Source organism: uncultured Microbulbifer sp. (assembly GCF_913055755.1).
GTDB lineage: Bacteria > Pseudomonadota > Gammaproteobacteria > Pseudomonadales > Cellvibrionaceae > Microbulbifer.
In genome coordinates, this window is record NZ_CAJXKH010000007.1 from 51,227 (window position 1) to 71,858 (window position 20,632).

The 20,632-nt window shown below is 61.6% G+C and carries 17 protein-coding genes; 8 read left to right on the forward strand and 9 right to left on the reverse strand.

What is annotated here, in order from left to right; genetic code table 11:
• Positions 1-63 precede the first annotated feature (63 nt).
• The 5 genes from QZ511_RS02865 (at position 64) to QZ511_RS02885 (ending at position 6,873) form a co-directional block, all read left to right on the forward strand.
• Positions 64-1,020, forward strand: coding sequence for a metalloregulator ArsR/SmtB family transcription factor (locus QZ511_RS02865; protein ID WP_295798653.1), 957 nt, complete (start codon positions 64-66; stop codon positions 1,018-1,020).
• A gap of 100 nt (positions 1,021-1,120) precedes the next feature.
• Positions 1,121-2,341 carry a methionine adenosyltransferase gene (gene metK, locus QZ511_RS02870; protein ID WP_295798657.1) on the forward strand — a complete coding sequence of 407 codons (1,221 nt, stop codon included), beginning with the start codon at positions 1,121-1,123 and terminating at the stop codon, positions 2,339-2,341.
• A gap of 71 nt (positions 2,342-2,412) precedes the next feature.
• Positions 2,413-3,798 carry an adenosylhomocysteinase gene (gene ahcY, locus QZ511_RS02875; protein WP_295798659.1) on the forward strand — a complete coding sequence of 462 codons (1,386 nt, stop codon included), beginning with the start codon at positions 2,413-2,415 and terminating at the stop codon, positions 3,796-3,798.
• Between the two features lie 109 nt (positions 3,799-3,907).
• Positions 3,908-4,750, forward strand: coding sequence for a methylenetetrahydrofolate reductase [NAD(P)H] (gene metF / locus QZ511_RS02880; protein WP_295798663.1), 843 nt, complete (start codon positions 3,908-3,910; stop codon positions 4,748-4,750).
• A gap of 113 nt (positions 4,751-4,863) precedes the next feature.
• On the forward strand, positions 4,864-6,873 hold the full coding sequence (locus QZ511_RS02885) for an OPT family oligopeptide transporter (protein ID WP_295798666.1): 2,010 nt from the start codon (positions 4,864-4,866) through the stop codon (positions 6,871-6,873).
• A 26-nt stretch (positions 6,874-6,899) separates the two neighbouring features.
• On the opposite strand, the gene QZ511_RS02890 is transcribed toward QZ511_RS02885, so the two are convergent.
• The gene (locus QZ511_RS02890; protein WP_295798669.1) at positions 6,900-7,490 is read right to left on the reverse strand and encodes an OmpA family protein; all 591 of its coding nucleotides are present in this window, start codon (positions 7,488-7,490) and stop codon (positions 6,900-6,902) included.
• 175 nt (positions 7,491-7,665) lie between these two features.
• Between QZ511_RS02890 and QZ511_RS02895 the strand changes: the two genes are divergently transcribed.
• Positions 7,666-8,403, forward strand: a complete 738-nt coding sequence (locus tag QZ511_RS02895) for a hypothetical protein (protein ID WP_295798673.1) — start codon at positions 7,666-7,668, stop codon at positions 8,401-8,403.
• A gap of 30 nt (positions 8,404-8,433) precedes the next feature.
• Here the strand turns inward: QZ511_RS02895 and QZ511_RS02900 are convergent, their stop codons facing one another.
• The 5 genes from QZ511_RS02900 to QZ511_RS02920 all read right to left on the reverse strand — a co-directional run bounded on the left by QZ511_RS02900 (position 8,434) and on the right by QZ511_RS02920 (position 14,719).
• Positions 8,434-9,081 carry an HAD family hydrolase gene (locus tag QZ511_RS02900; protein ID WP_295798676.1) on the reverse strand — a complete coding sequence of 216 codons (648 nt, stop codon included), beginning with the start codon at positions 9,079-9,081 and terminating at the stop codon, positions 8,434-8,436.
• 18 nt (positions 9,082-9,099) lie between these two features.
• A complete protein-coding gene (locus QZ511_RS02905) occupies positions 9,100-9,462 on the reverse strand; it encodes a hypothetical protein (RefSeq protein ID WP_295798681.1) in 363 nt (120 codons plus the stop codon).
• Positions 9,463-9,489: 27 nt separating this feature from the next.
• Positions 9,490-10,227 (reverse strand): 16S rRNA (uracil(1498)-N(3))-methyltransferase, encoded by a 738-nt coding sequence (locus QZ511_RS02910; protein ID WP_295798684.1) that lies wholly within the window; start codon positions 10,225-10,227, stop codon positions 9,490-9,492.
• Positions 10,228-10,412: 185 nt separating this feature from the next.
• A complete protein-coding gene (locus tag QZ511_RS02915) occupies positions 10,413-13,547 on the reverse strand; it encodes an efflux RND transporter permease subunit (RefSeq protein WP_295798687.1) in 3,135 nt (1,044 codons plus the stop codon).
• A 2-nt stretch (positions 13,548-13,549) separates the two neighbouring features.
• Positions 13,550-14,719, reverse strand: coding sequence for an efflux RND transporter periplasmic adaptor subunit (locus QZ511_RS02920; protein WP_295798690.1), 1,170 nt, complete (start codon positions 14,717-14,719; stop codon positions 13,550-13,552).
• Positions 14,720-15,091: 372 nt separating this feature from the next.
• On the opposite strand from QZ511_RS02920, the gene QZ511_RS02925 reads away from it, so the two are divergent.
• Positions 15,092-17,437 (forward strand): Tex family protein, encoded by a 2,346-nt coding sequence (locus QZ511_RS02925; RefSeq protein ID WP_295798693.1) that lies wholly within the window; start codon positions 15,092-15,094, stop codon positions 17,435-17,437.
• A gap of 202 nt (positions 17,438-17,639) precedes the next feature.
• The gene (locus QZ511_RS02930) at positions 17,640-18,767 is read left to right on the forward strand and encodes a histidine decarboxylase (protein WP_295798695.1); all 1,128 of its coding nucleotides are present in this window, start codon (positions 17,640-17,642) and stop codon (positions 18,765-18,767) included.
• A gap of 3 nt (positions 18,768-18,770) precedes the next feature.
• Here the strand turns inward: QZ511_RS02930 and QZ511_RS02935 are convergent, their stop codons facing one another.
• From QZ511_RS02935 to QZ511_RS02945, 3 genes are all read right to left on the reverse strand, one after another.
• Positions 18,771-19,439 (reverse strand): pseudouridine synthase, encoded by a 669-nt coding sequence (locus QZ511_RS02935; RefSeq protein ID WP_295798698.1) that lies wholly within the window; start codon positions 19,437-19,439, stop codon positions 18,771-18,773.
• Positions 19,440-19,475: 36 nt separating this feature from the next.
• Positions 19,476-19,919, reverse strand: a complete 444-nt coding sequence (locus QZ511_RS02940) for a thioesterase family protein (protein ID WP_295798700.1) — start codon at positions 19,917-19,919, stop codon at positions 19,476-19,478.
• Positions 19,920-19,939: 20 nt separating this feature from the next.
• Positions 19,940-20,632 (reverse strand): iron-containing alcohol dehydrogenase (locus QZ511_RS02945; protein WP_295798703.1); only part of this gene is annotated, 693 nt, incomplete at its 5' end.

The following is a 20,632-nucleotide window of genomic DNA, read 5'->3' on the forward strand; positions in this document are numbered from 1 at the left end:
ATTTTAATACACCTAAATCAAAAAACTTTGATATAGATTCGGGGCGCTGCTAGACTCCGCGGCATGCTTGATTCCAGTAGCGCCCAGGCGGGCCAGCCCAGCGACCAGATTCCACAGCTGGCAGCGACCCTCAAGGCCGCTGGCGATCCGCTGCGCCTGGAGATACTGCGCCTGCTGAGCCAGGACTCCTACAGCGTGCTGGAGCTGTGTCGCATCTTCGACCTGCGCCAGCCGGCGCTGTCCCACCACCTGAAGGTACTCGCCCAGGCGGGGCTGGTGAGCAAGCGCCGCGAGGGCAACAACCTGTTCTACCGCCGCACCGCCGCCAGCGAACTGCTGCAGCAGCTGTTTGCGGGCCTGGACCTGCTGCCCCTGACCGAGGCCCGCGCGCAGACCGTGGCCCAGATTGCCGCCGAACGCGCGGAGGCGTCGCGGCGCTTCTTTGCCGATTACGGCAATCGTTTTCGCGAACAGCAGGAGTTGATCGCCAGTTATAGCGTCTACGGCCCCCAGGTAGCACAGCTGCTGAAACCGGGACGTCACGCAATGGAAGTGGGCCCCGGCGAGGGCGAGTTCCTGCAAGAGCTGGCGAGCCGCTTCGGCACGGTGACGGCGCTGGACCTCTCCAACACCATGCTCGAGCGGGCGCAGGAGTTTGCCGACGAAAAGGGACTGCAGAATATCGAGTTTGTGTGCGACGACACCCGCGCCGCGGCGTCCCGCCCGGAGAGCGCGGACTGCATAGTTGTGAATATGGTGCTACACCATACGCCGGAGCCGGCGCAGATATTTCACGATTTACAGAAAGCCCTGAAGACCGGCGGGCAGTTGTTGATTACGGATCTGCACGATCACAAGCAGGACTGGGCGCGTGAAGCCTGCGGCGACCTGTGGCTGGGGTTTGCACCACAGCAGCTGGTTGAATGGGCTGCAGAAGTTGGCCTGCACAAAGGCCGCAGTGTGCACAGTGCACTGCGCAACGGGTTTCAGATTCAAATTCAGGAATTTGTTAAGCCCTGATTACCTGGTTCCCTTATCAGGTGGGTTTAACACTTTGTAAGTTTCGCATTCCGCCAGCAGCGGAAAAAAGGAGCGCCACGGCGCAAATGGAGAAATCACAATGAGTGAATACAGCATCTTTACTTCGGAATCCGTTTCCGAAGGCCATCCGGACAAAATCGCCGACCAGATTTCCGATGCAGTTCTGGACGCCCTGCTGGCACGCGACAAGAATGCCCGCGTTGCCTGTGAGACGCTGGTGAAAACCGGTGTCGCAGTGATCGCCGGTGAAATCAGCACCGCCGCCTGGGTCGACCTGGAAGACCTAGTGCGCAAGGTGATTACCGATATCGGCTACACCTCCTCCGCGGTGGGCTACGACGGCGAAACCTGTGGTGTGATCAATGTGATCGGCAAGCAGTCCGTGGATATCGCCCAGGGCGTGGACCGGGTAAAGCCGGAAGACCAGGGTGCCGGTGACCAGGGCCTGATGTTCGGCTACGCCACCGACGAAACCCCCACCTTTATGCCCGCACCGATTTACTACGCCCACCGCCTGGTAGAGCGCCAGGCAGAAGCGCGCAAATCCGGCCTGCTGCCGTGGCTGCGCCCGGATGCGAAGAGTCAGGTCACTTTCCGCTACGACGAAAACGGCAAGCCCTGCGCGATCGATGCGGTGGTGCTGTCCACCCAGCACAACCCGGAGGTTTCCCAAGACGACCTGCGCGAAGCGGTAATGGAACTGATCGTGCACCACGTGCTGCCGGCAGAACTGCTGCACGCAAACACCAAGTTCCACATCAACCCCACCGGCAAGTTCGTGATCGGCGGCCCGGTCGGCGACTGCGGCCTCACCGGGCGCAAGATCATCGTCGACACCTACGGCGGTTCCGCCCGCCACGGCGGCGGCGCCTTTTCCGGCAAGGACCCCTCCAAGGTGGACCGCTCCGCGGCCTATGCCGGCCGCTATGTGGCAAAAAATATCGTCGCCGCTGGCCTCGCCAACCGCTGTGAGATCCAGGTGTCCTACGCCATCGGTGTGGCGGAGCCCACCTCCGTGTCCATCAATACGTTTGGCACCGGCAAGGTGAGCGACGAGAAGATGATCGAGCTGGTGCGGGAAAACTTCGACCTGCGCCCCTACGCCATCTCCAAGGCGCTGGACCTGCTGCACCCGATGTACCAGCTCACCGCTGCCTACGGCCACTTCGGCCGCGAGCCGTTCGAGCATACCTACAACTGGGTCGACAGCAGCGGCCACCAGCAGACCGAAACCTTCACCGCCTTCCCGTGGGAAAAAACCGACAAGGCGGATACCCTGCGCGCACAGGCAGGCCTTTGATTTGAACACGCGGGCCACAAGCCCGCGTTAAATCGCTCAGTACAACAACAGCGAAAAATTCAGGATTTTTAATGAACCAGATGAACACCGAATTCAAAGATTTTAAAGTTGCCGACATCAACCTGGCCGACTGGGGCCGCCGGGAAATTGAAATCGCCGAAGGCGAAATGCCCGCGCTGATTACCCTGCGGGAAAAATACCGCGCCGAGCAGCCGCTGGCAGGCGCCCGCATCATGGGCTGTATCCACATGACCATCCAGACCGCGGTGCTGATCGAGACCCTGGTGGCGCTGGGCGCGGAAGTGCGCTGGTCTTCGTGCAATATCTTCTCCACCCAGGACCACGCCGCTGCCGCCATCGCCGCCCGCGGCATTCCGGTGTTTGCCTGGAAAGGCGAAACCGAGGAAGAGTACGAGTGGTGTCTGGAACGCACCGTGGGCGCGGATGTTGCCGGCTGGCAGCCGAACATGATCCTGGACGACGGCGGCGACCTCACCGAGCTGCTGCACCGCAAATATTCCGAACTGCTCGACAAGTGCCACGGCATCAGTGAAGAAACCACTACCGGTGTGCACCGCCTGCAGGACATGCTGAAGGCGGGCACCCTGAAAGTACCCGCGATCAACGTCAACGACGCGGTCACCAAGAGCAAGAACGACAACAAGTACGGCTGTCGCCACAGCCTCAACGACGCCATCAAGCGCGGTACCGACCACCTGCTGTCCGGCAAGAAAGCGCTGGTAATCGGCTACGGCGATGTGGGCAAGGGCTCCGCTGCCTCCCTGCGCCAGGAAGGCATGATCGTAAAGGTCTCCGAAGTGGATCCCATCTGCGCGATGCAGGCGTGCATGGACGGCTTCGAACTGGTTTCCCCGTACGTAAACGGCGTCAACAACGGCGAAGCGTCCTGTATCAACAGCGACCTGCTGGCCCATACCGACCTGCTGGTAACCACCACCGGCAACGTCAATGTGTGCGATGCCAATATGCTGAAGGCGCTGAAGAGCGGCGCGGTGGTGTGCAATATCGGCCACTTCGACAACGAGATCGACACCGCTTTCATGCGCAAGAACTGGGAGTGGCAGGAAGTAAAACCGCAGGTGCACAAGATTGTGCGCAACGCGGAAAACAACGATCACCTGCTGCTGCTTTCCGAGGGCCGCCTGGTGAACCTGGGCAACGCCACCGGCCACCCCAGCCGCATCATGGACGGTTCCTTTGCCAACCAGGTGCTGGCACAGATCCACCTGTTCCAGGAAAAGTTCGGCGACCTGCCGGCGGATCACAAAATCCCGGCTCTGTACGTGAAGGTACTGCCGAAACATCTGGATGAGGAAGTGGCCAAGTACATGGTGCAGGGCTTCGGCGGCGTGATTACCCGCATGACCGAAGACCAGGCCAAGTACATCGGCGTTTCCGTAGACGGCCCCTACAAGCCGGAAAGTTACAAGTATTAATTGACCTCCGTACTGGATCCCGGGTCGAGCCCGGGATGACGCTCGCGCAAACGCGTGGACCTCATTCCGGCGCAGACCGGAATCCAGCCCGAGGGAATGGAACAAGACCATGAGTGAATTACGCATCAGCTTCGAATTTTTCCCGCCCAAGACCGAAGAGGGCCGGGAAAAGCTGTATCAGACCCGCGAACAACTGCAGGCATTCAACCCCGAGTTTTTCTCCGTCACCTACGGTGCCGGCGGCACCACCCGCGACACCACCGCCAATATCGTGACCGGGCTGCGCAAGGACGGCATCTCCATTGCTCCGCACCTGTCGTTCGGCGGTGACAATGAGGAAACCGTGCTCGGCCTGCTCGAGCGCTACAGGGAAGCCGGCGTGGATCGCATCGTTGCGCTGCGCGGCGATATGCCCTCCGGCATGGGGTCCGTGGCGCAGCTGGTTTACGCCAACGAACTGGTCGCGTTCATTCGCCGCCACACCGGTGACCAGTTCCATCTGGAAGTCGCCGCCTATCCGGAGATCCACCCGGAAGCGGAGAGCTACGACGACGATATCCGCTTCCTGAAAGGCAAGTTCGAGGCCGGTGCCAACAGTGCGCTGACCCAGTACTTCTACAACCCGGATGCTTACTTTTACTTCCTGGACCAGTGTGAGAAGGCAGGCATCGATGCGCCCATTTACCCGGGCATCATGCCGATCACCAATTTCACCAACCTGGCGCGCTTCTCCCGCAACTGCGGCGCAGAAATTCCCCGCTGGCTGAAATACCGCATGGAAAGCTATCGCAATCCGGAAGACGTGAAGAAGTTAGGACTGGAGATTGTCACCGACCTGTGTGAAACCCTGCTGGAAGGCGGCGCACCGGGCCTGCATTTCTACACCATGAACCAGGTATCCCCGAGCGCCGATATCCTGCGCGCCCTGGGCTACAAGGAAGGCGAGGAATAAGCCGCCGATTTCCCGTATTTACCATACGGGCTGCGCATTAAAGGGGCCAATGGCCCCTTTTTTTGCTATCTAAAGGGGAAAATAACTTCAAAGCCAGCGACAGGGAGTTGCCTATGGCCGACCGTCCCCTTGTCCCCGCGGAGCGGGTAATCAGCGAAATCACCATCAAGGCGCTGATCCTGGGGGCACTGCTGTCGGCGGTGCTCTCCGCCGCCAACGCCTATATCGGCCTGCTGGTGGGCCTCACCGTTTCCGCCTCCATTCCCGCCGCTGCCACCTCCATGGGCATTCTGCGCCTGTTCCGCCGCTCCACCATTCTCGAAAACAACATGGTGCAGACCGCCGCCTCCGCCGGCGAATCCCTGGCGGCGGGAATTATTTTCACCTTGCCGGCGCTGGTGATGATGGGGGCCTGGGCCGGTTACCACTGGGGCACCATGGCCCTGATCGGCATTCTTGGCGGGGTGCTTGGGGTGGCCTTCACCATTCCCCTGCGCCGGGCGCTGATCGTGGAAACGGAACTGGCGTTTCCCGAGGGCATGGCCACCGCCCAGGTACTGAAAACCGGTGGCATCGAGACCGACAAGGACCACCCGGAGTACCGTCCCAACGCGGAAGCCAAGCGCGGTTTCCGCGTGCTGCTGGTGGCCGCCGGGCTCGGCGGCCTGATCAAACTGCTGGAGTCCGGTGTCGGCCTGCTTGCGGGGGGCGTCGCTACCACCAGGCACTGGCTGGGCGGCAACTGGCTATTCACCGGCGACATTACCCTCAGCCCGGCGCTGCTCGGCGTTGGCTATATCGTCGGCCTCAATGTGGCGGTACTGGTATTTCTCGGCGGTGTTATCGGCACCATCATCGGCGTGCCGCTCAACTGGCTGGTCAATGGCGACGAGCTGATGGCGCTGGCCGGGGTCACTGGCGATATGGGCAGCTGGTCGGCGCAGGACTGGGAGAATCTGGCCGGGGCCTCCTGGCAGCAGTGCCGGCGTATCGGCGTCGGCGCGATGATGGTGGGGGGAGTCTGGTCACTGATTACCCTGGCGCGCCCGCTGGTCGAAGGGGTCAGGGCCTCGCTGCACGCGCACCGCCAGGCCAAGGCCGGCCAGGTGGCCCTGCGCACCGAACAGGACATGCCGATTCCCTATGTGAGCCTGCTGGTGCTGCTGTCGGCGGTGCCGCTGTACTTTATTTTCCTGTACGCGCTGGACGGCTACCCAGGGCGCTTCTGGATTGCCGGCATCATGTCGCTGCTGATGCTGGTGCTGGGTTTCGTGTTCGCTTCGGTGGCCGGGTATATGGCCGGTCTGGTGGGCTCCAGTAACAACCCCATCAGCGGTGTCACCATTGCCACCGTGATCGTCTCCGCGCTGATCCTGTTGCAGCTGATGGGCAACGAGGGCATCGCCGGTAAGCTCGGTCCCATCGCGGTGATGTATCTCGCGGGGATGATCTGTTCCGCCGCCGCCATTGCCGGCGACAACATGCAGGACCTGAAGTGTGGCCACCTGCTCGGCGCCACCCCCTGGCGGCAGCAGGTTTTCCAGATTATCGGTGTCTGCGCCGCTGCCGGTGCCATCCCGCTGGTGCTGTCGGTGCTGGACCAGGGTTACGGCATCGGCCGGGTCAGCCCGGTCAATCCCGAGGCAACGCCCCTGTCGGCACCGCAGGCGAGTCTGATGCGGGACCTGTCCACGGGTATTTTCGGCGCGGGCATCGAGTGGAACTTTATCTTTATCGGCTTTGGTCTCGCGGTCTTGCTGATCGTGCTGGACCAGATCCAGAAGAGCCGCGGCGCGCACTTCCGATTTCCGGTTCTCGCCGTTGCCGTGGGCGTCTACCTGCCACTCGGTCTCTCCATTCCGATATTCCTCGGCGGCCTGCTGGCACACTGGCAGCAGCGGCGCCGCGCTGGCCGCACCGGGCAGGGAGAAGAAGCCGGAGGGGATGGCCTGCTGCTGGCATCAGGCCTGATCACCGGCGAGGCACTGATGGGCGTTATCGTCGCCATTCTTGCGGTCACTGCACCGGGCAAGGTGCCCTATCTCGGCGACGTTGCGCTGGCCCCCTGGCTGGGCCTTGCGGGGCTCGCGCTGTGTTTCCTGTACCTGGCGAAAAAGGGCTGAGGTCGTTATTCCGTGGCAAGCAGAGATTATCGTTCGCGCTGCAGCCGCACATTTACCGGCTTGCCGTCGTAATTCACAATCCGCACCACCAGGCGCCGGTTCTGCTCCCGTCCCTGCTCGGTACTGTTGTCGGCAACCGGATCTGAATCCCCGAAACCCACCGCGGTGATCCGCTCCTCGGCGATGCCCCGCTCCTGCAGGAACTGTTTTACCCAGTTGGCGCGCCACTGGGACAGCTTGCGATTTTTCTTGGAATCCCCGGCGTTGTCGGTGTGCCCCTCGATGGCAATTTCCAGCGAGGGGAAGTCCCGCATGATCACCAGCAGCGCTTCCACGTCCCCAAGGGTGTTCATCACCGGAGCAAAGCCACCGGGTTCAAAGTCCACTTTCAGAACGAATTCACCCTCGCCCGCCCGCGGTTTGCCCATCAGGTAGCGCACCATATCGTCGCCAAAAGGTGCCGCTTCACGCGCGGATTTTTCACCCGCACCATTGGCGACCAGTTCCCGCGGGGCCAGGGTGTACTTCTTCATCGGGTCCGGGCAACCCGTCAGCAATAGCGCGGCCAGGGGCAGCAACAGGCAGACCGGAATCGGCTTTCGCCGCAGTGTAAACATGTGGATGGAGGCCTCCGTCACAGCAGTCGTCGGAATGGCGTCAGCTTCATTGTAGACCACCGCTGGCAACGGGCTTTGCGGGGGCGGCTTATTCCGAGTTTTTATCCCGGTTTTGTCGCTGCCCCCGGCACCTTAGGATTGTGCTAATAGCACACCGCAATGCGTGGAGAAGATCGTGGCCAGAAAATCCCTACTCAGCCTCGGCCTGGCGGCGCTGGTGACCGCGGGTTCAGCCCTCGCCCAGCAGATAGTGACCGTCGATCCCGGTGATGCCTGGCTCAACGCCAGCGAGGGCTACCGGGAGCAGATCACCTGGCGTGTGGCCAGCCGCGGCGGTGCCGCCTCGCCCCGGGGCGTATTCGTCAATCTGGACAACAACAAGGAACTGGCTGTGGTGGACCGGATTCTCGAGTTCAGTGGTGACCGCGGCGAAGTTTCGGAAGTGGTGCAAATCTCCGCTGAACAGGCGCGCAAGTGGCATCGCCAGGGAGTGCGCAGGGTGGGTTATCGCCGGGTATTCGCCGGTGCTGCGGGTAGCCTCTCCAACCATATCCTGTTCGACCTGGACGCCAGTGGCCGCCTGGCCCAGGTACAGGCGAGTCCGCCGCAGCAGACCGTGAGCGGCAAATCCCGCCAACTGATGACGGTGTGGAGCCTGGATGGAGACCTGGGCAGTATCACCGCCTATTCCGAGAGCGGCCAGTTTGTGGTGGGAGACCAGGTAGTATACGAAGTGGTGAAGCCGCTGGAAGCCAGTGCGGGCGAGACCCTGCGGGAAACCGTCACCCTGCCGCCGGGGCTGGTGGATGAGCTGATTGCCAACGGCATTTACACGGTGCGCTACACCCGCACCTTTGTGGACGACAAGGACACCCGGCGCAGCGCCTCGGTGGAGATCAACCTGACCCGGTGATTGCGCTGCGGTTGATAAAACCTCCGGCTATCAAAAATAATCCAGCAGCAACTGCATGTCATTGATCACCCGCGCCCCTTCGGCTTCCAGCTGGCGCGCGCGGTTGCTGTTGTGACTGTAACCAATCACCGGCATGCCGGCGGCGACCGCAGCCTTCACCCCGGCGATGGAATCCTCCACCACCAGGCAGTGCGCCGGATCCACCTCAAAGTGCCGCGCGCTGTGCAGGAACAGGTCCGGCCACGGCTTGCCGCGACCCACATCTTCGGCACTGAAAATGCGCCCGTCGAAATAATCCCACAGGCCGGTCTTGTTCAGGGTGACCTGCATTTTCGCGTGGGGGCCGGATGACGCGACACAGGTCTGCAGGTCCGTGGTCGACAGTTTTTCCAGTACTTCGCGGATGCCGGTTACCGGCTCCAGCTCGCTGTGAAAGGCCTCGCGAATGCGACGCTCGGTATTGTGAAAATAGGCTTCCGGCAGCGGCCCGCCATAGCGCTTTTCGATATCGACAATGCAATCCTGCGACGGCCGGCCGCTGAACTGTTCGTCCAGCTCCTCCACGGTGGCGGGCATCCCCAGCTTTGTCATTTCCTCCGCCAGCACACGGCAGACAATGGATTCGCTGTCCACCAGCACGCCATCGCAATCGAAGATTACTAACCTGGTACTTTCCATCAAACTTCCAACTGTTTATCAGGTGGCAGAGATCAGCAAAATGCCGACCAGAACCCCGACGGCACCGGCGACCCGCACCAGGTTTTCATTGCCGTGCACCAGACCGAGCACGAATTCCCTGGTCCGCTCATAGCCGGTCTGCAACGCGTAGGCGCCGATCACAACCAGGAAAATCCCCAGCACATTGAACAGGGTGCCCCAGCTGCGGGTATCGGAGATCACCAGAAACACGATGCCGATCACCACCCGCGCCCAGGCGCCGAAGTAGAACATCTGCGGATTCATTCGCTCCCCCATATCCCGGGCAATCTGCGGCTTGAGAATAATCAGAATCGACATGGCGGTGATGGCGACACCGATCAGCCAGACTAGCGCTTTCATTATTTGCTCCTTGCAAAGTGAAACGAACTAAAAATCGCCCCATTGGAACTGTAATACCGACAGAGCAGCTACCGGTGCGGTCTCGGTGCGCAGCACTCGCGGCCCCAATCGCATCGGGTAAAATCCACGCTTCAGCGCCAGCTCGATCTCCTCAGCCGACAGCCCGCCCTCCGGCCCCACCAGTAATTGCACAGACTGCGGGCGACCGAATTGCTGCTCGAGCCCCGCCAGGGTTTCCTCGGTGCGGTGATGCAGCACCAGGTTCAGGGAGTCCTCGCCCGCAGCATCCAGGAACTGCGGCAACTTCATCGGCGACAGTATCTGCGGCACCCGGTTGCGGGCACACTGCTCGCAGGCACTGATCGCAATCTGCTGCCACTGCCCCAGTTTTTTCTGCAGGCGGTCGCCGGACAGCTTCACCTCGCAGCGCTCGCTAAACAGCGGCCGGATATCCCGCACCCCCAGCTCGGTCGCCTTCTGGATCACCCAGTCAAAGCGGTCACCGCGGGAAATACCAATGGCCAGGGTAATCGCCAGCGGCGACTGCCGGTCCCCTTCAGAATAGTCGCCGACTTTTACCCGCGCCTTCTTGCCCGCCTCCAGCAGTTCCGCCGCATATTCCCCACCCTCGCCGTCAAACAGCACCAGCGGCCGACCTGGCCCCAGACGCAGGACTTTTACCAGATGGCGGGACGCGGCTTCATCCAGCTGGACTTCGGTTTTATCGGCCAGCGGCTCGGCGGAAAAAATACGGGGGATACGCAACAGTAGATCCTGAAAAGCGAAACAGAATTGCGTGAAGGGTAATACAGGTAGGAAGGAAGTTGTAGGTAGTGTCCAGTGAACCTGGAGGCTAAGGCCATTCGGTGGCCCTGTGCGGAACGATTGCCGATGAGGCTGTGGAGCACAGGGCCACCGAATGGCCGCCACTGTGCTCCACTATTTCTCAATCAGACCTTCTCGAAGCTGACCGGCAGCTCGTCGTGGATCTTGTCGCCCTTCACCTTGATGCGCAGCATCTCGATGATCTTGTACAGGTTCGGCACCAGCAACAGGGTCACGAAGGTGGCGCACAGAACGCCGAACGCCAGGCTCACCACCATCGGGATCAGGAACTGCGCCTGGATGGAACGCTCGAACATGATCGGCACCAGGCCAACGAAGGTCGTGATGGACGTCAGGATAATCGGACGGAAACGGTCGCGACCGGCCTGCACCACCGCCTCCATCACCGCCACACCCTCGGCGCGCAGTTGGTTGATACGGTCCATCAACACCAGGTTGTCATTCACCACCACACCCGCGGCAGCCAGGAAACCCAACATCGACATAATGCTGATGTCATAACCGAGCAGCAGGTGGCCGAGGATTGCACCGAAGAAACCGAACGGCACCGCGGTGAGGATCAGCAGCGGCTGCGAGTAAGAGCGGAACGCAATCGCCAGCAGCGCGTAGATCGCAAACAGCGACAGCACGAAGAATGCCAGAATCGCGGTACCGAATTCCTCCTCTTCCTGCATCTCACCGGCAGTCTTCAGGCTGAAGCCCGGGAACTGCTGCTCCCACTTCTTCAGGTTCTTGTCGCGCAGCTGCTTCAGAATCTCGTGTGCCGGAGAGGTACCCGGGATCATCTCCGCGGTAACCTGCACCGTGCGCTCGCGGTCATTGCGGCGAATAGTCGTGTAACCGGGCACATAAACCGCCTCCGCCACCGCGCTGAAGGGAATCTCGCCTTCGCTGGTGCGGATGCGGATACGGTCGATCTGCTCCTCGCTGGCGCGCTCCTCCTGCGGATAGCGCACCATCACCCGCACGTCCTCACGGCCGCGGGGAATACGTTGCACTTCCTGGCCGTAGAAACCCTGGCGCACCTGCTTGGCCACGTCCGCCAGGCCGATACCCATATTGGTTGCATTGGGCTTGAGCTGGATCTCGATATCCTGGCGCGCACTGATCAGGTTATCGCGCACGTCGTAAACACCGGCGAAGCTGTTCAGCTCCTTCTTCACCGCATCCGCAGCGCGTCGCATCTCATCCATATTCCCCGAGGCCGTGCTCAGGTTCAGGGACATACCCTTGCCACCATCGTTGATAGTGTGCTGGATATTCATTTCTTCCACACTGGCCGGCAACTTGCCGACATACTCGCGCCACTTGATCGCCAGCTGCTCGGAAGTCACATCCCGCAGCTCACCTTCGGTCAACTGCAGCAGTACCGTGACATTACCCCGGTACAGGAACGCCATGGTGTTCTGCACAAAGGGACGGTCGCCATTCAGCGCCAGCATTTCCGGGTCTTCGGCGAGTTTCTTGCCCGCAGTCTCGAACTGCTCCAGCACCCGCTGCGCTTCCTCGAAGGACTCGCCCTGGGCCATGGTAGTGCGCAGTTCCAACAGGTCGGAAGGCACCTCCGGCGAGAACGCCGAGCCGATGTAACCGCCCTTGAACAGCGCAATGGAAAGCACCAGCGCCATGAAGAAGATCATCACCGTGGCGCGACTGTTGGTGAGGGATTTCTCCAGCAGCGGCAGATAGTACTTGTCACCGGCGATCTTCATGCCCGCGGCAAATTTGCTGCGCACATCCTGCAGTTTTTTGCCGATACCCGAGCTGGCCGGCGCTTCCGGCTTGAGCTTCACCAGGTGCGCCGGCAGGATCAGCAGCGACTCCACCAGGGAGAAGCTCAGGCACAACAGCACCACCACCGGCAGCGACATCATCATCTGCGAGGTGTAACCGGGCAGGAACAGCATCGGCACGAAGAACACCATGGTGGAGACCACGGCAAAAATCACCGGTGCAGAAATGCTCTTCACTCCCGCATCCGCCGCCTCGAGCCCGGTCTCGCCACGGTCGTGGGCGGCGTGCACCGCCTCACCGACGATGATCGCATCGTCCACCACGATACCGAGGATCATCAGGAAGGCGAACAGCGACAGCATATTCAGGGTGATACCGGTCACCGGCAGCAGCCAGAAGGCGCCCATAAACGCGGTAAAGATACCCACGGTCACCCATACCGCCAGCGCCGGGCGCAGGAACAGCATCAGCAATACAAACACCAGCGCCAGGCCGGAAACCGCATTCCAGAACAGCATGCTCATGCGGCTTTCGTAGGCATCGGAGAAGTCGAACCAGGTCTCGAATTCCATGCCCGGGGGCAGGGTCTCGCGCGCTTCCTTCATGAATTCGCGGATCGCTTCCGCGGTCGCCACCACGTCCAGCGGCTCGCCCTGCATCACTCGCAGGTTCATCGCCGGCTTGCCGTTGAAGCGGATGACCGAGCCCTCTTCCTCAAAGCCGTCGATCACCGTCGCCACATCCCCCAGCAGCAGCTGGGTGCCGTCCTTGCGGCTCACCAGCGGAATGCGTTCGAAATCCGCCTGGGTGTATGCCTGGCCGCGGGTCTGCACCTGGATATCACCGCGGTCGGAACGCACACGGCCCGCCGGCAGGTCCAGGGAGGAGCGGCGCACCGCATTGCTGACATCGTCGAACGACAGGTTGTAGCGGCGCAGGTCCATCTCGGAAACCTCGATGGAGACCTCGTCGGCGCGATCGCCCCACACGTCGACCCGGCGCACGCCGGGCAACAGCATCAGCTTGTCGCGCAGGTCCAGGGCGGTTTCCTTGAGCTGGCGCGGGGAGACGGGACCGCCGATGGCGATCATCATCATCTGCTGCTCCCACTCCTCCAGCGCAATCACCGGGCGCTCGATATCCGCGGGGAAGGTGTTGATGGAGTCCACCTGCACCTTGATATCGTTCAGCAGGCGCAGCTCGTCGTAGCCGTCCACCGCCTGGATACGCACGGTGCTGTTGCTGCGGCTGGACCAGGAGTTGACCTCCTTGATGCCCTTCACCTCGGAAATGGCCTGTTCGACCCGCAGGGTTACCTGCTGCTCTACTTCCGCGGGGCCGGCGCCGGGGTAACTGATATTGACCCGCACCACTCCCGGGTTGATCGCCGGGAACACCTCGCGACCAATATGGGACATGCCGAACAGGCCGCCGATGATGATCATGATCATCAGCAGGTTGGCGGCCTTACTGTTGCGGACGAACCATCCAATAATGCCCTGCATGATCAGAAGGCTCCCTGGGCTGAAGCGGTACTGCTGCCACCAGCCTTCGCTTCAGGTTCCTGTTCTTCCCCGGCCTTTTCACCTAGATACAGGCCGGAGGGCTTTTCGTTCAGCGGGTTGGGGCTCAGAACCATGCCCTCGCGGGAATAGCCGAGACTGGAAATGACCACCTGCTCGCCACTGGCGATATTGCCGCGCAGCCACACCTGGTCACCTACCGCCTGCAGTAGCTCTACCTCGCGGTGACCCAGCTGGTTTTCTGCATTCAGCACCAGGATATGATCCCCCTCGTGCAGCGCCTGGCGCGGCAGCAGGGTGATGTCGTCATAGGTCTTGCCGGCTATCTGGGCTTCCACAAACAGGCCGTTGATCAGCGGCGCCTCGCCCTGGTAGGGGTTCTGGACCTGGGCCACGGCGTATACAAAGCGGCTGTTGGGGTCGATGGCGGCCTCGGTACGCACTATCTGGCCGCGCCACTCGCGCTCTTCACCGGCGAGGTTGGCGGCAAGGCGCACCGCGGGACCGTTCTCGATCGCGCGACCCAGCGGCAGTTCCAACAGCGACAGCTGGTGATCGGTCAGCGGCAGGCGCACTTCCGCCACACCGGTGCTGTGAATCCGTGCCAGCTTGGTCCCCGGGGTCACGTACTGACCGATATCCACCAGGGTTTCCACCACGCGGCCGGCGAACGGCGCCTCCACCGAGGTGCGCTCCAGGTTCAGTCTGGCCTGGTCGCGGTCCGCCTTGGCGGCCTCGAGCGCGGCACTGGCGGCAGCCAGTTGCGGCTTGCGCAGGAACAGGTTGTTGGCTTTGTCCGTACCCAGGTCGCGCCACTCGCGCTTGGCCTGCTTGGCCATACCCTCTTCCTGGGCCAGGGTCGCGGCGGCACTGGCCACCTGGGACTCGGTGCGGGTCAGGGCGTGACGGTAGTCAGCCGGCTCGATCTGTACCAGCGAGTCTCCCTGCTGGAAAAATCCGCCGGGTACGAAGGCGCCGTTAACGCTTTCGATCACACCGCCTACCCGGGCCACCACTTCAATTTCGTGGCGGGCACGCACGGAGCCCTGGCTCGGCACCAGCAGAGTGTGACGTCCGGGTTCCGCATACAGGATATCGGCCGTGGGCGGCACCGCCGCCTCGGCAACTTTTTCCTCCGGCTTTGGCGCCAGCATGGAAACAGCGGCTACTGCTGCGACACCTGCAACAACCACAATCCCTAAGACTTTGTTTTTTCTAGAAAGCTTCACAAATACTTCCATTGTTCAAATTTTGACTAGCTACGCATTCTACTGGAGTTCGACGATAAATAAACCGCTCCCGGATGCAGGCCATCGCAACTAAATGCACTTGATCGCAAACGTGAGTTGTGTGCCATTTTCGCCATGGATTCAGCCTTGGTCCGCGCCGCCGCTTGGCCCATAATGGCCGCCCTCATTTTTGACCGCTGCGCGCTACTTTCCGCTGCCATCCGAGGCAGAAGCGCGCGCCCGATTTTCGCCTGATGGCCAGAGGCCAGCGCACCATCCGAGGATGTAAATAACAAGATGTTGGATATCAACGCCCGTATCGCCGAAGAGCTCAACGTACGCCCGCAACAGGTCGCAGCCGCCGTCGGACTGCTGGACGAAGGTGCCACAGTTCCGTTTATTTCCCGTTACCGTAAAGAGGTAACCGGGGAACTGGACGACACCCAGCTGCGCACCTTGGAAGAGCGCCTGCGCTACCTGCGGGAGATGGAAGAGCGCCGCGCCGCGATCCTGAAAAGCATCGACGAGCAGGGCAAGCTGACCCCGGAACTGGCGCAGCAGATCAACGCCGCCGACACCAAGAACCGCCTCGAAGACCTCTACCTGCCGTACAAGCCGAAGCGCCGCACCAAGGGCCAGATCGCCATCGAAGCCGGCCTCGAACCGCTGGCAGACGCCCTCTACGGCGACCCGACCCTGAACCCGGAAGAGGAAGCGCAGAAGTACCTCAACAGCGACAACGAAGACGCCGCCCTGCATGTAAAGGACATCAAGGCGGCGCTGGACGGCGCCAAGTTCATCCTGATGGAGCGTTTCGCCGAGGACGCCGAACTGCTGGGCAAGCTGCGGGACTTCCTGAGCCGCGACGGCCAGGTGAAATCCAAGCTGCTGGACGGCAAGGAAGTAGAAGGTGCCAAGTTCCGCGACTACTTCGAGTACGCGGAAGACTGGGCCAAGGTGCCCAGTCACCGCGCCCTGGCGATCTTCCGCGGCCGCAACGAGGGCATCCTGGCGATCAACCTGGGGCTCGACGGCGACGAAGAGCGCCCCGCCACCGCCGGCCATCCCTGCGAGACCATGATCGCCCGCCACGTGGAGATCGAGGACCACGGACGCCCCGCGGACAAATGGCTGGGCGAAGTGGTGCGCTGGACCTGGCGCATCAAGCTGCTCACCAGCCTGGAAACCGACCTGCTGGGCCAGCTGCGCGAGAAGGCGGAAGAAGAAGCCATCAAGGTATTTTCCCGTAACCTGAAGGACCTGCTGCTGGCGGCGCCCGCCGGCCAGAAGGCCACCATCGGTCTGGACCCGGGCCTCCGTACCGGCGTGAAAGTGGCGGTGGTGGACGCCACCGGCAAGGTGCTGGACCACACCGCCATCTACCCCAATCCGCCGCAGAACAAGCTGGCGGAGTCCGCCGCGGTGATCGCCGCGCTGTGCAAGAAATACGACGTGGGCCTGATCGCCATCGGCAACGGCACCGCCAGCCGCGAGACCGACAAGTTTGTCGGCGAGACCATCAAGCAGTTCAAACTCACCGCGCAGAAGGTGATGGTGAACGAGGCCGGCGCCTCCGTGTACTCCGCCTCCGAGTTTGCCGCCAAGGAATTCCCGGACCTGGATGTGACCATCCGCGGCGCCATCTCCATCGCCCGCCGCCTGCAGGACCCGCTGGCGGAACTGGTGAAGATCGAACCGAAATCCATCGGTGTAGGCCAGTACCAGCACGACGTCTCCCAGTCCCAGCTGGCGCGCTCCCTCGACGCGGTGGTGGAGGACTGTGTTAACGGCGTCGGCGCCGAACTGAATTCCGCCTCCGCGCCGCTGCTGGCGCGCGTGTCCGGACTCAGCCAGTCCATCGCCAACAACATCGTCAGCTACCGCGACCAGAACGGCGCCTTCAAGAACCGCAGCCAGCTGAAGGACGTGCCGCGCCTGGGGCCCAAGGCGTTCGAGCAGGCGGCCGGCTTCCTGCGCATCAACGACGGCGAGGACCCGCTGGACAAGTCCGGGGTGCACCCGGAGTCCTATATCGTGGTGAAGCGCATCGCGGAGAAGAACGGCCGCGAGATCAACAGCCTGATCGGCGATTCCGGTTTCCTGCGCAGGCTGAATCCGGCGGACTACACCGACGACAAGTTTGGACTGCCGACGGTGAAAGACATCATCGCCGAGCTGGAAAAACCCGGCCGCGACCCGCGCCCGGAATTCCGCACCGCCAAGTTCGAGGAGGGCGTGGAAGAGATCAAGGACCTGCGTCCGGGCATGGTGCTGGAAGGTACCGTCACCAACGTCACCAACTTCGGCGCGTTTGTGGATATCGGTGTACACCAGGATGGCCTGGTACATATTTCCGCGCTGTCGGAGAAGTTCGTCAAGGATCCCCACGAGGTGGTGAAGGCGAACGACATCGTCAAGGTGAAGGTGATGGAAGTGGACGTGGCGCGCAAGCGTATCGGTCTGTCCATGCGCATGAGTGACGAGCCCGGCGAACAGGGCAGCGGCGGCGTCAAGAAAGGCGACCACCGCGAGAGCCGTCAGGCGCAGCGTCACAACAACCGCAGCCGTCAGCAACAGGGCGGTAACGGTGGCCGCGGCAGCATGGGTGATATTCTCGCTGCCGCCATGAAAGGTAAGAAGTAACGCACTTCGCACCCTGCCAGTGATTTTAAGCTGGCCCCGGGGCGGCAAAGCACCGGGGCGAGTATTTCGAAACACTGTGGATACATCCCTGTACGTTCCGTCGGCGACGTCCCTGTCGCCGACGGTTCGAAATACTCGCCCCGGCACTTTGCCTTCTCGTTAAACGCCGAATATTTATTCCAATAAAAACGAGTCAGCAAAGATGGCACTCTCCACACCCGACCGCGAACGCCTGCAGGCATTCCTGGAAAACACCAAGAAAAACACCGAGTCCTACCTGGGTTACCCGGTTTCCAAGGACTTCGAGTTCAACGACCTGGTGGAGTTTCTGCGCTACCCGCTCAACAACCTGGGCGATCCCTTCAGCGATTCCACCTGGCGGGTGGACAGCCGCGGCTTCGAGCGCGATGTGATTACGTTTTTTGCCGAGCTGCTGCGCGCACCGGAAAACGACTGGTGGGGTTATGTCACCAACGGCGGCACCGAGGGCAATCTTTACGGGCTTTATCTCGCGCGCGAACTGCTGCCCAAGGGCATCGTGTACTACTCCCAGGACACCCACTACAGTGTGGCCAAGAACCTGCATTTTCTCGGCATGCGCCACATCATGATCCGCTCGCAGAAAAACGGCGAGATCGATTACGACGACCTGCGCGAGACCCTGCGCGCGCGCCGGGATATTCCGCCGATCATCTTCGCCAATATCGGCACCACCATGACCGAAGCGCGGGATGACCTGAAAAAGATCAACAACATCCTCGACGAGATGGCATTCAGCCAGCGCTATATCCACAGCGACGCCGCATTGTGCGGTGGTATGGCGCCGTTTATGGACCCGCGCCCGGCATTCGACTTTGCCGATGGTGCCGACAGTATTTCCATCAGCGGCCACAAGTTTTTTGGCTCGCCGATCCCCTGCGGCATTGTGCTGGCACGCAAGTGCAACGTGGACCGCATTGCCCGCTCCATTTCTTACATCGGCAACCTGGATACCACCATTACCGGCTCGCGCAACGGCTTCACCCCGCTGGTGCTGTGGCACACCATCAAGTCCCTGGGCGTGGAGGGCCTGGCAGCACGGGTACAGCGCTCACTGGACACCGCCAGCTACGCGGAAACCCAGATGCGCCACGCGGGCATCAGCGCCTGGCGCAATCCCAACGCCATTACCGTGGTGTTCCCGCAAGTGGCGGAGTCGGTGAAACAGAAGTGGCAGCTGGCCACCGCCAATGGGGAAAGTCATGTGATCTGCATGCCCAACGTAACCCGGGCACAGATCGATGAATTGATCGAGGATATGCTGGCAATGCCGGGTACTGCGACGGAGTAACGGCTAGCGCTCTTTACCAAACAGCGCATCCGGCGCGCTTTCAAATAGCATGCGCTCGCCACTGGCGGGATGGGTAAATGACAGCATGGCCGCGTGCAACAATAACCGCGGTGCAGCGGCCAGCGCTGCGGGATGGGCGTAGAAAGGATCGCCAAGAATCGGGTGGCCGAGGGCCTGCATATGCACGCGCAGCTGGTGCGAACGGCCGGTTACCGGGGTCAGCTCCAGCAGGCAGCTATTGCCATCGCTGGAGAGTTTCTGCCATTGGGTGAGCGAGGGCTTGCCCACTGCAAAATCCACCATCTGTTTCGGCCGGTTCGGCCAGTCGCAGATCAGCGGCAGGTCTACCTCCCCTGCCTCGCCGTCGGGTTCACCCCAAACCCGCGCCAGATAACTTTTTTCCACCTGGCGATTCTGAAACAGGATACTCAACTGGCGGTGCATCTCCTTGCCCCGGGCCATCACCACCAGACCGGAGGTATCCATATCCAGGCGGTGCACGATCAGCGCATCTGGATAGCGCTGCTGCGCGCGGCTGGCGAGGCTGTCGTTGTGGGCCGGATCGCGCCCGGGCACGGTGAGCAGGCCGCTGGGCTTGTCCAGCACCAGCAGTGCGTCGTCGACATAGACAACGGTGAGAAATGGCTCGCTAGGCGGACGGTATTCCCGCACGGTAACTCCGGAAAAGTATCAAATCTGACAGGTATTCTATCCAATACGGGTCAGGGCCTGTCGAATCTTCTCCGGGATGGGCACCGATCGGTTTTCCGTCTTTTCCACAAACACGTGGGTAAAGGAGCCACTGGCCGCGGCCTCCGGTTCCCCGCTGCGGAAAATGCCGACACGGTACACCACTGAACTGTTGCCGAGCTTCTCCACCCGGACACCCGCTTCCAGCTGCTGCGGGAACGCCAGCGGCGCGCGGTAATCGCAGCTGGAATTCACCACAAACGCCACGACTTCACCGCCGTGAATATCCAGCCCGCCCTCCTCGATCAGGTAGCGGTTTACCGCGCTGTCGAAGTAGCCGTAATAGGTCACGTTGTTCACGTGGCCGTAGATATCGTTGTCGTGCCAGCGGGTGGTGATGGGGTAAAACACGCGGTAGTGGTCGCGGGTAAAAGTTTCCGGAGTCGGTGCCTGTTCGGACATAAATCAGATCGCTCAAATTCTCAGTAAACCGCGCGGTAGATCGCCAGGGCATCCTGCTCGGTAACCGGGCGCGGATTATTTACCAGCAGGCGCTGCTGTTGCATGGCATCGCTGGCGAGTAATTCCAGTGCACTTTCCTTTACCCCGCAATCCCGCAGGCGGGTCGGTAACCCCAGCTCCTGGATCAGGTTTTGCAGCCAGCAGATCAGATGTTCCGCAACCAGCTCGCTGGGGCCCGCTGTAAATGCCTCCCCCATGATACAGGGCGCCAGTTCCGCATAGGCATCCGCCGCCAGCGGCGCATTGAAACGCAGCACCTGGGGTAGCACCAGGGAGTTGCTGAGGCCGTGGGGGATATGGAAATGGCCGCCCAGTGGATACGCCAGTGCATGGACCGCCGCTACCGGCGCGTTGGCAAATGCCTGGCCCGCAAGCAGCGCCCCCAACAGCATATTGCTGCGGGCCTGCAGGTCGTGGCCGTCGTGGGTGGCAGAGGCAATACTGCCCGCAAGCAGTCTCAGCGCCTCGCGCGCGAGCATATCCGAAATCGGGTTTTTCCTGTGCGCAGAGGTGTAGGCCTCGATTGCGTGCACCATGGCGTCGATCCCGGTGGCCGCGGTAATCGCCGGCGGCAGGCCGACAGTCAGTTGCGCGTCCAGCAGCGCCACATCCGGCTGCAGCACCGGCGAGACAATACCCGCCTTGGTGGTTTC

What these genes read in the sequence shown, in the direction of transcription:
- metK (WP_295798657.1), top strand. Translation starts at nt 1,121, where the DNA reads ATGAGTGAATACAGCATCTTTACTTCGGAATCCGTTTCCGAAGGCCAT.
- QZ511_RS02890 (WP_295798669.1), bottom strand. Translation starts at nt 7,490, where the DNA reads ATGTTTACACTGCGGCGAAAGCCGATTCCGGTCTGCCTGTTGCTGCCC.
- QZ511_RS02930 (WP_295798695.1), top strand. Translation starts at nt 17,640, where the DNA reads ATGGCACTCTCCACACCCGACCGCGAACGCCTGCAGGCATTCCTGGAA.
- QZ511_RS02920 (WP_295798690.1), bottom strand. Translation starts at nt 14,719, where the DNA reads ATGCTGGCGCCAAAGCCGGAGGAAAAAGTTGCCGAGGCGGCGGTGCCG.
- ahcY (WP_295798659.1), top strand. Translation starts at nt 2,413, where the DNA reads ATGAACCAGATGAACACCGAATTCAAAGATTTTAAAGTTGCCGACATC.
- QZ511_RS02905 (WP_295798681.1), bottom strand. Translation starts at nt 9,462, where the DNA reads ATGAAAGCGCTAGTCTGGCTGATCGGTGTCGCCATCACCGCCATGTCG.
- QZ511_RS02885 (WP_295798666.1), top strand. Translation starts at nt 4,864, where the DNA reads ATGGCCGACCGTCCCCTTGTCCCCGCGGAGCGGGTAATCAGCGAAATC.
- metF (WP_295798663.1), top strand. Translation starts at nt 3,908, where the DNA reads ATGAGTGAATTACGCATCAGCTTCGAATTTTTCCCGCCCAAGACCGAA.
- QZ511_RS02915 (WP_295798687.1), bottom strand. Translation starts at nt 13,547, where the DNA reads ATGCAGGGCATTATTGGATGGTTCGTCCGCAACAGTAAGGCCGCCAAC.
- QZ511_RS02925 (WP_295798693.1), top strand. Translation starts at nt 15,092, where the DNA reads ATGTTGGATATCAACGCCCGTATCGCCGAAGAGCTCAACGTACGCCCG.
- QZ511_RS02940 (WP_295798700.1), bottom strand. Translation starts at nt 19,919, where the DNA reads ATGTCCGAACAGGCACCGACTCCGGAAACTTTTACCCGCGACCACTAC.
- QZ511_RS02900 (WP_295798676.1), bottom strand. Translation starts at nt 9,081, where the DNA reads ATGGAAAGTACCAGGTTAGTAATCTTCGATTGCGATGGCGTGCTGGTG.
- QZ511_RS02865 (WP_295798653.1), top strand. Translation starts at nt 64, where the DNA reads ATGCTTGATTCCAGTAGCGCCCAGGCGGGCCAGCCCAGCGACCAGATT.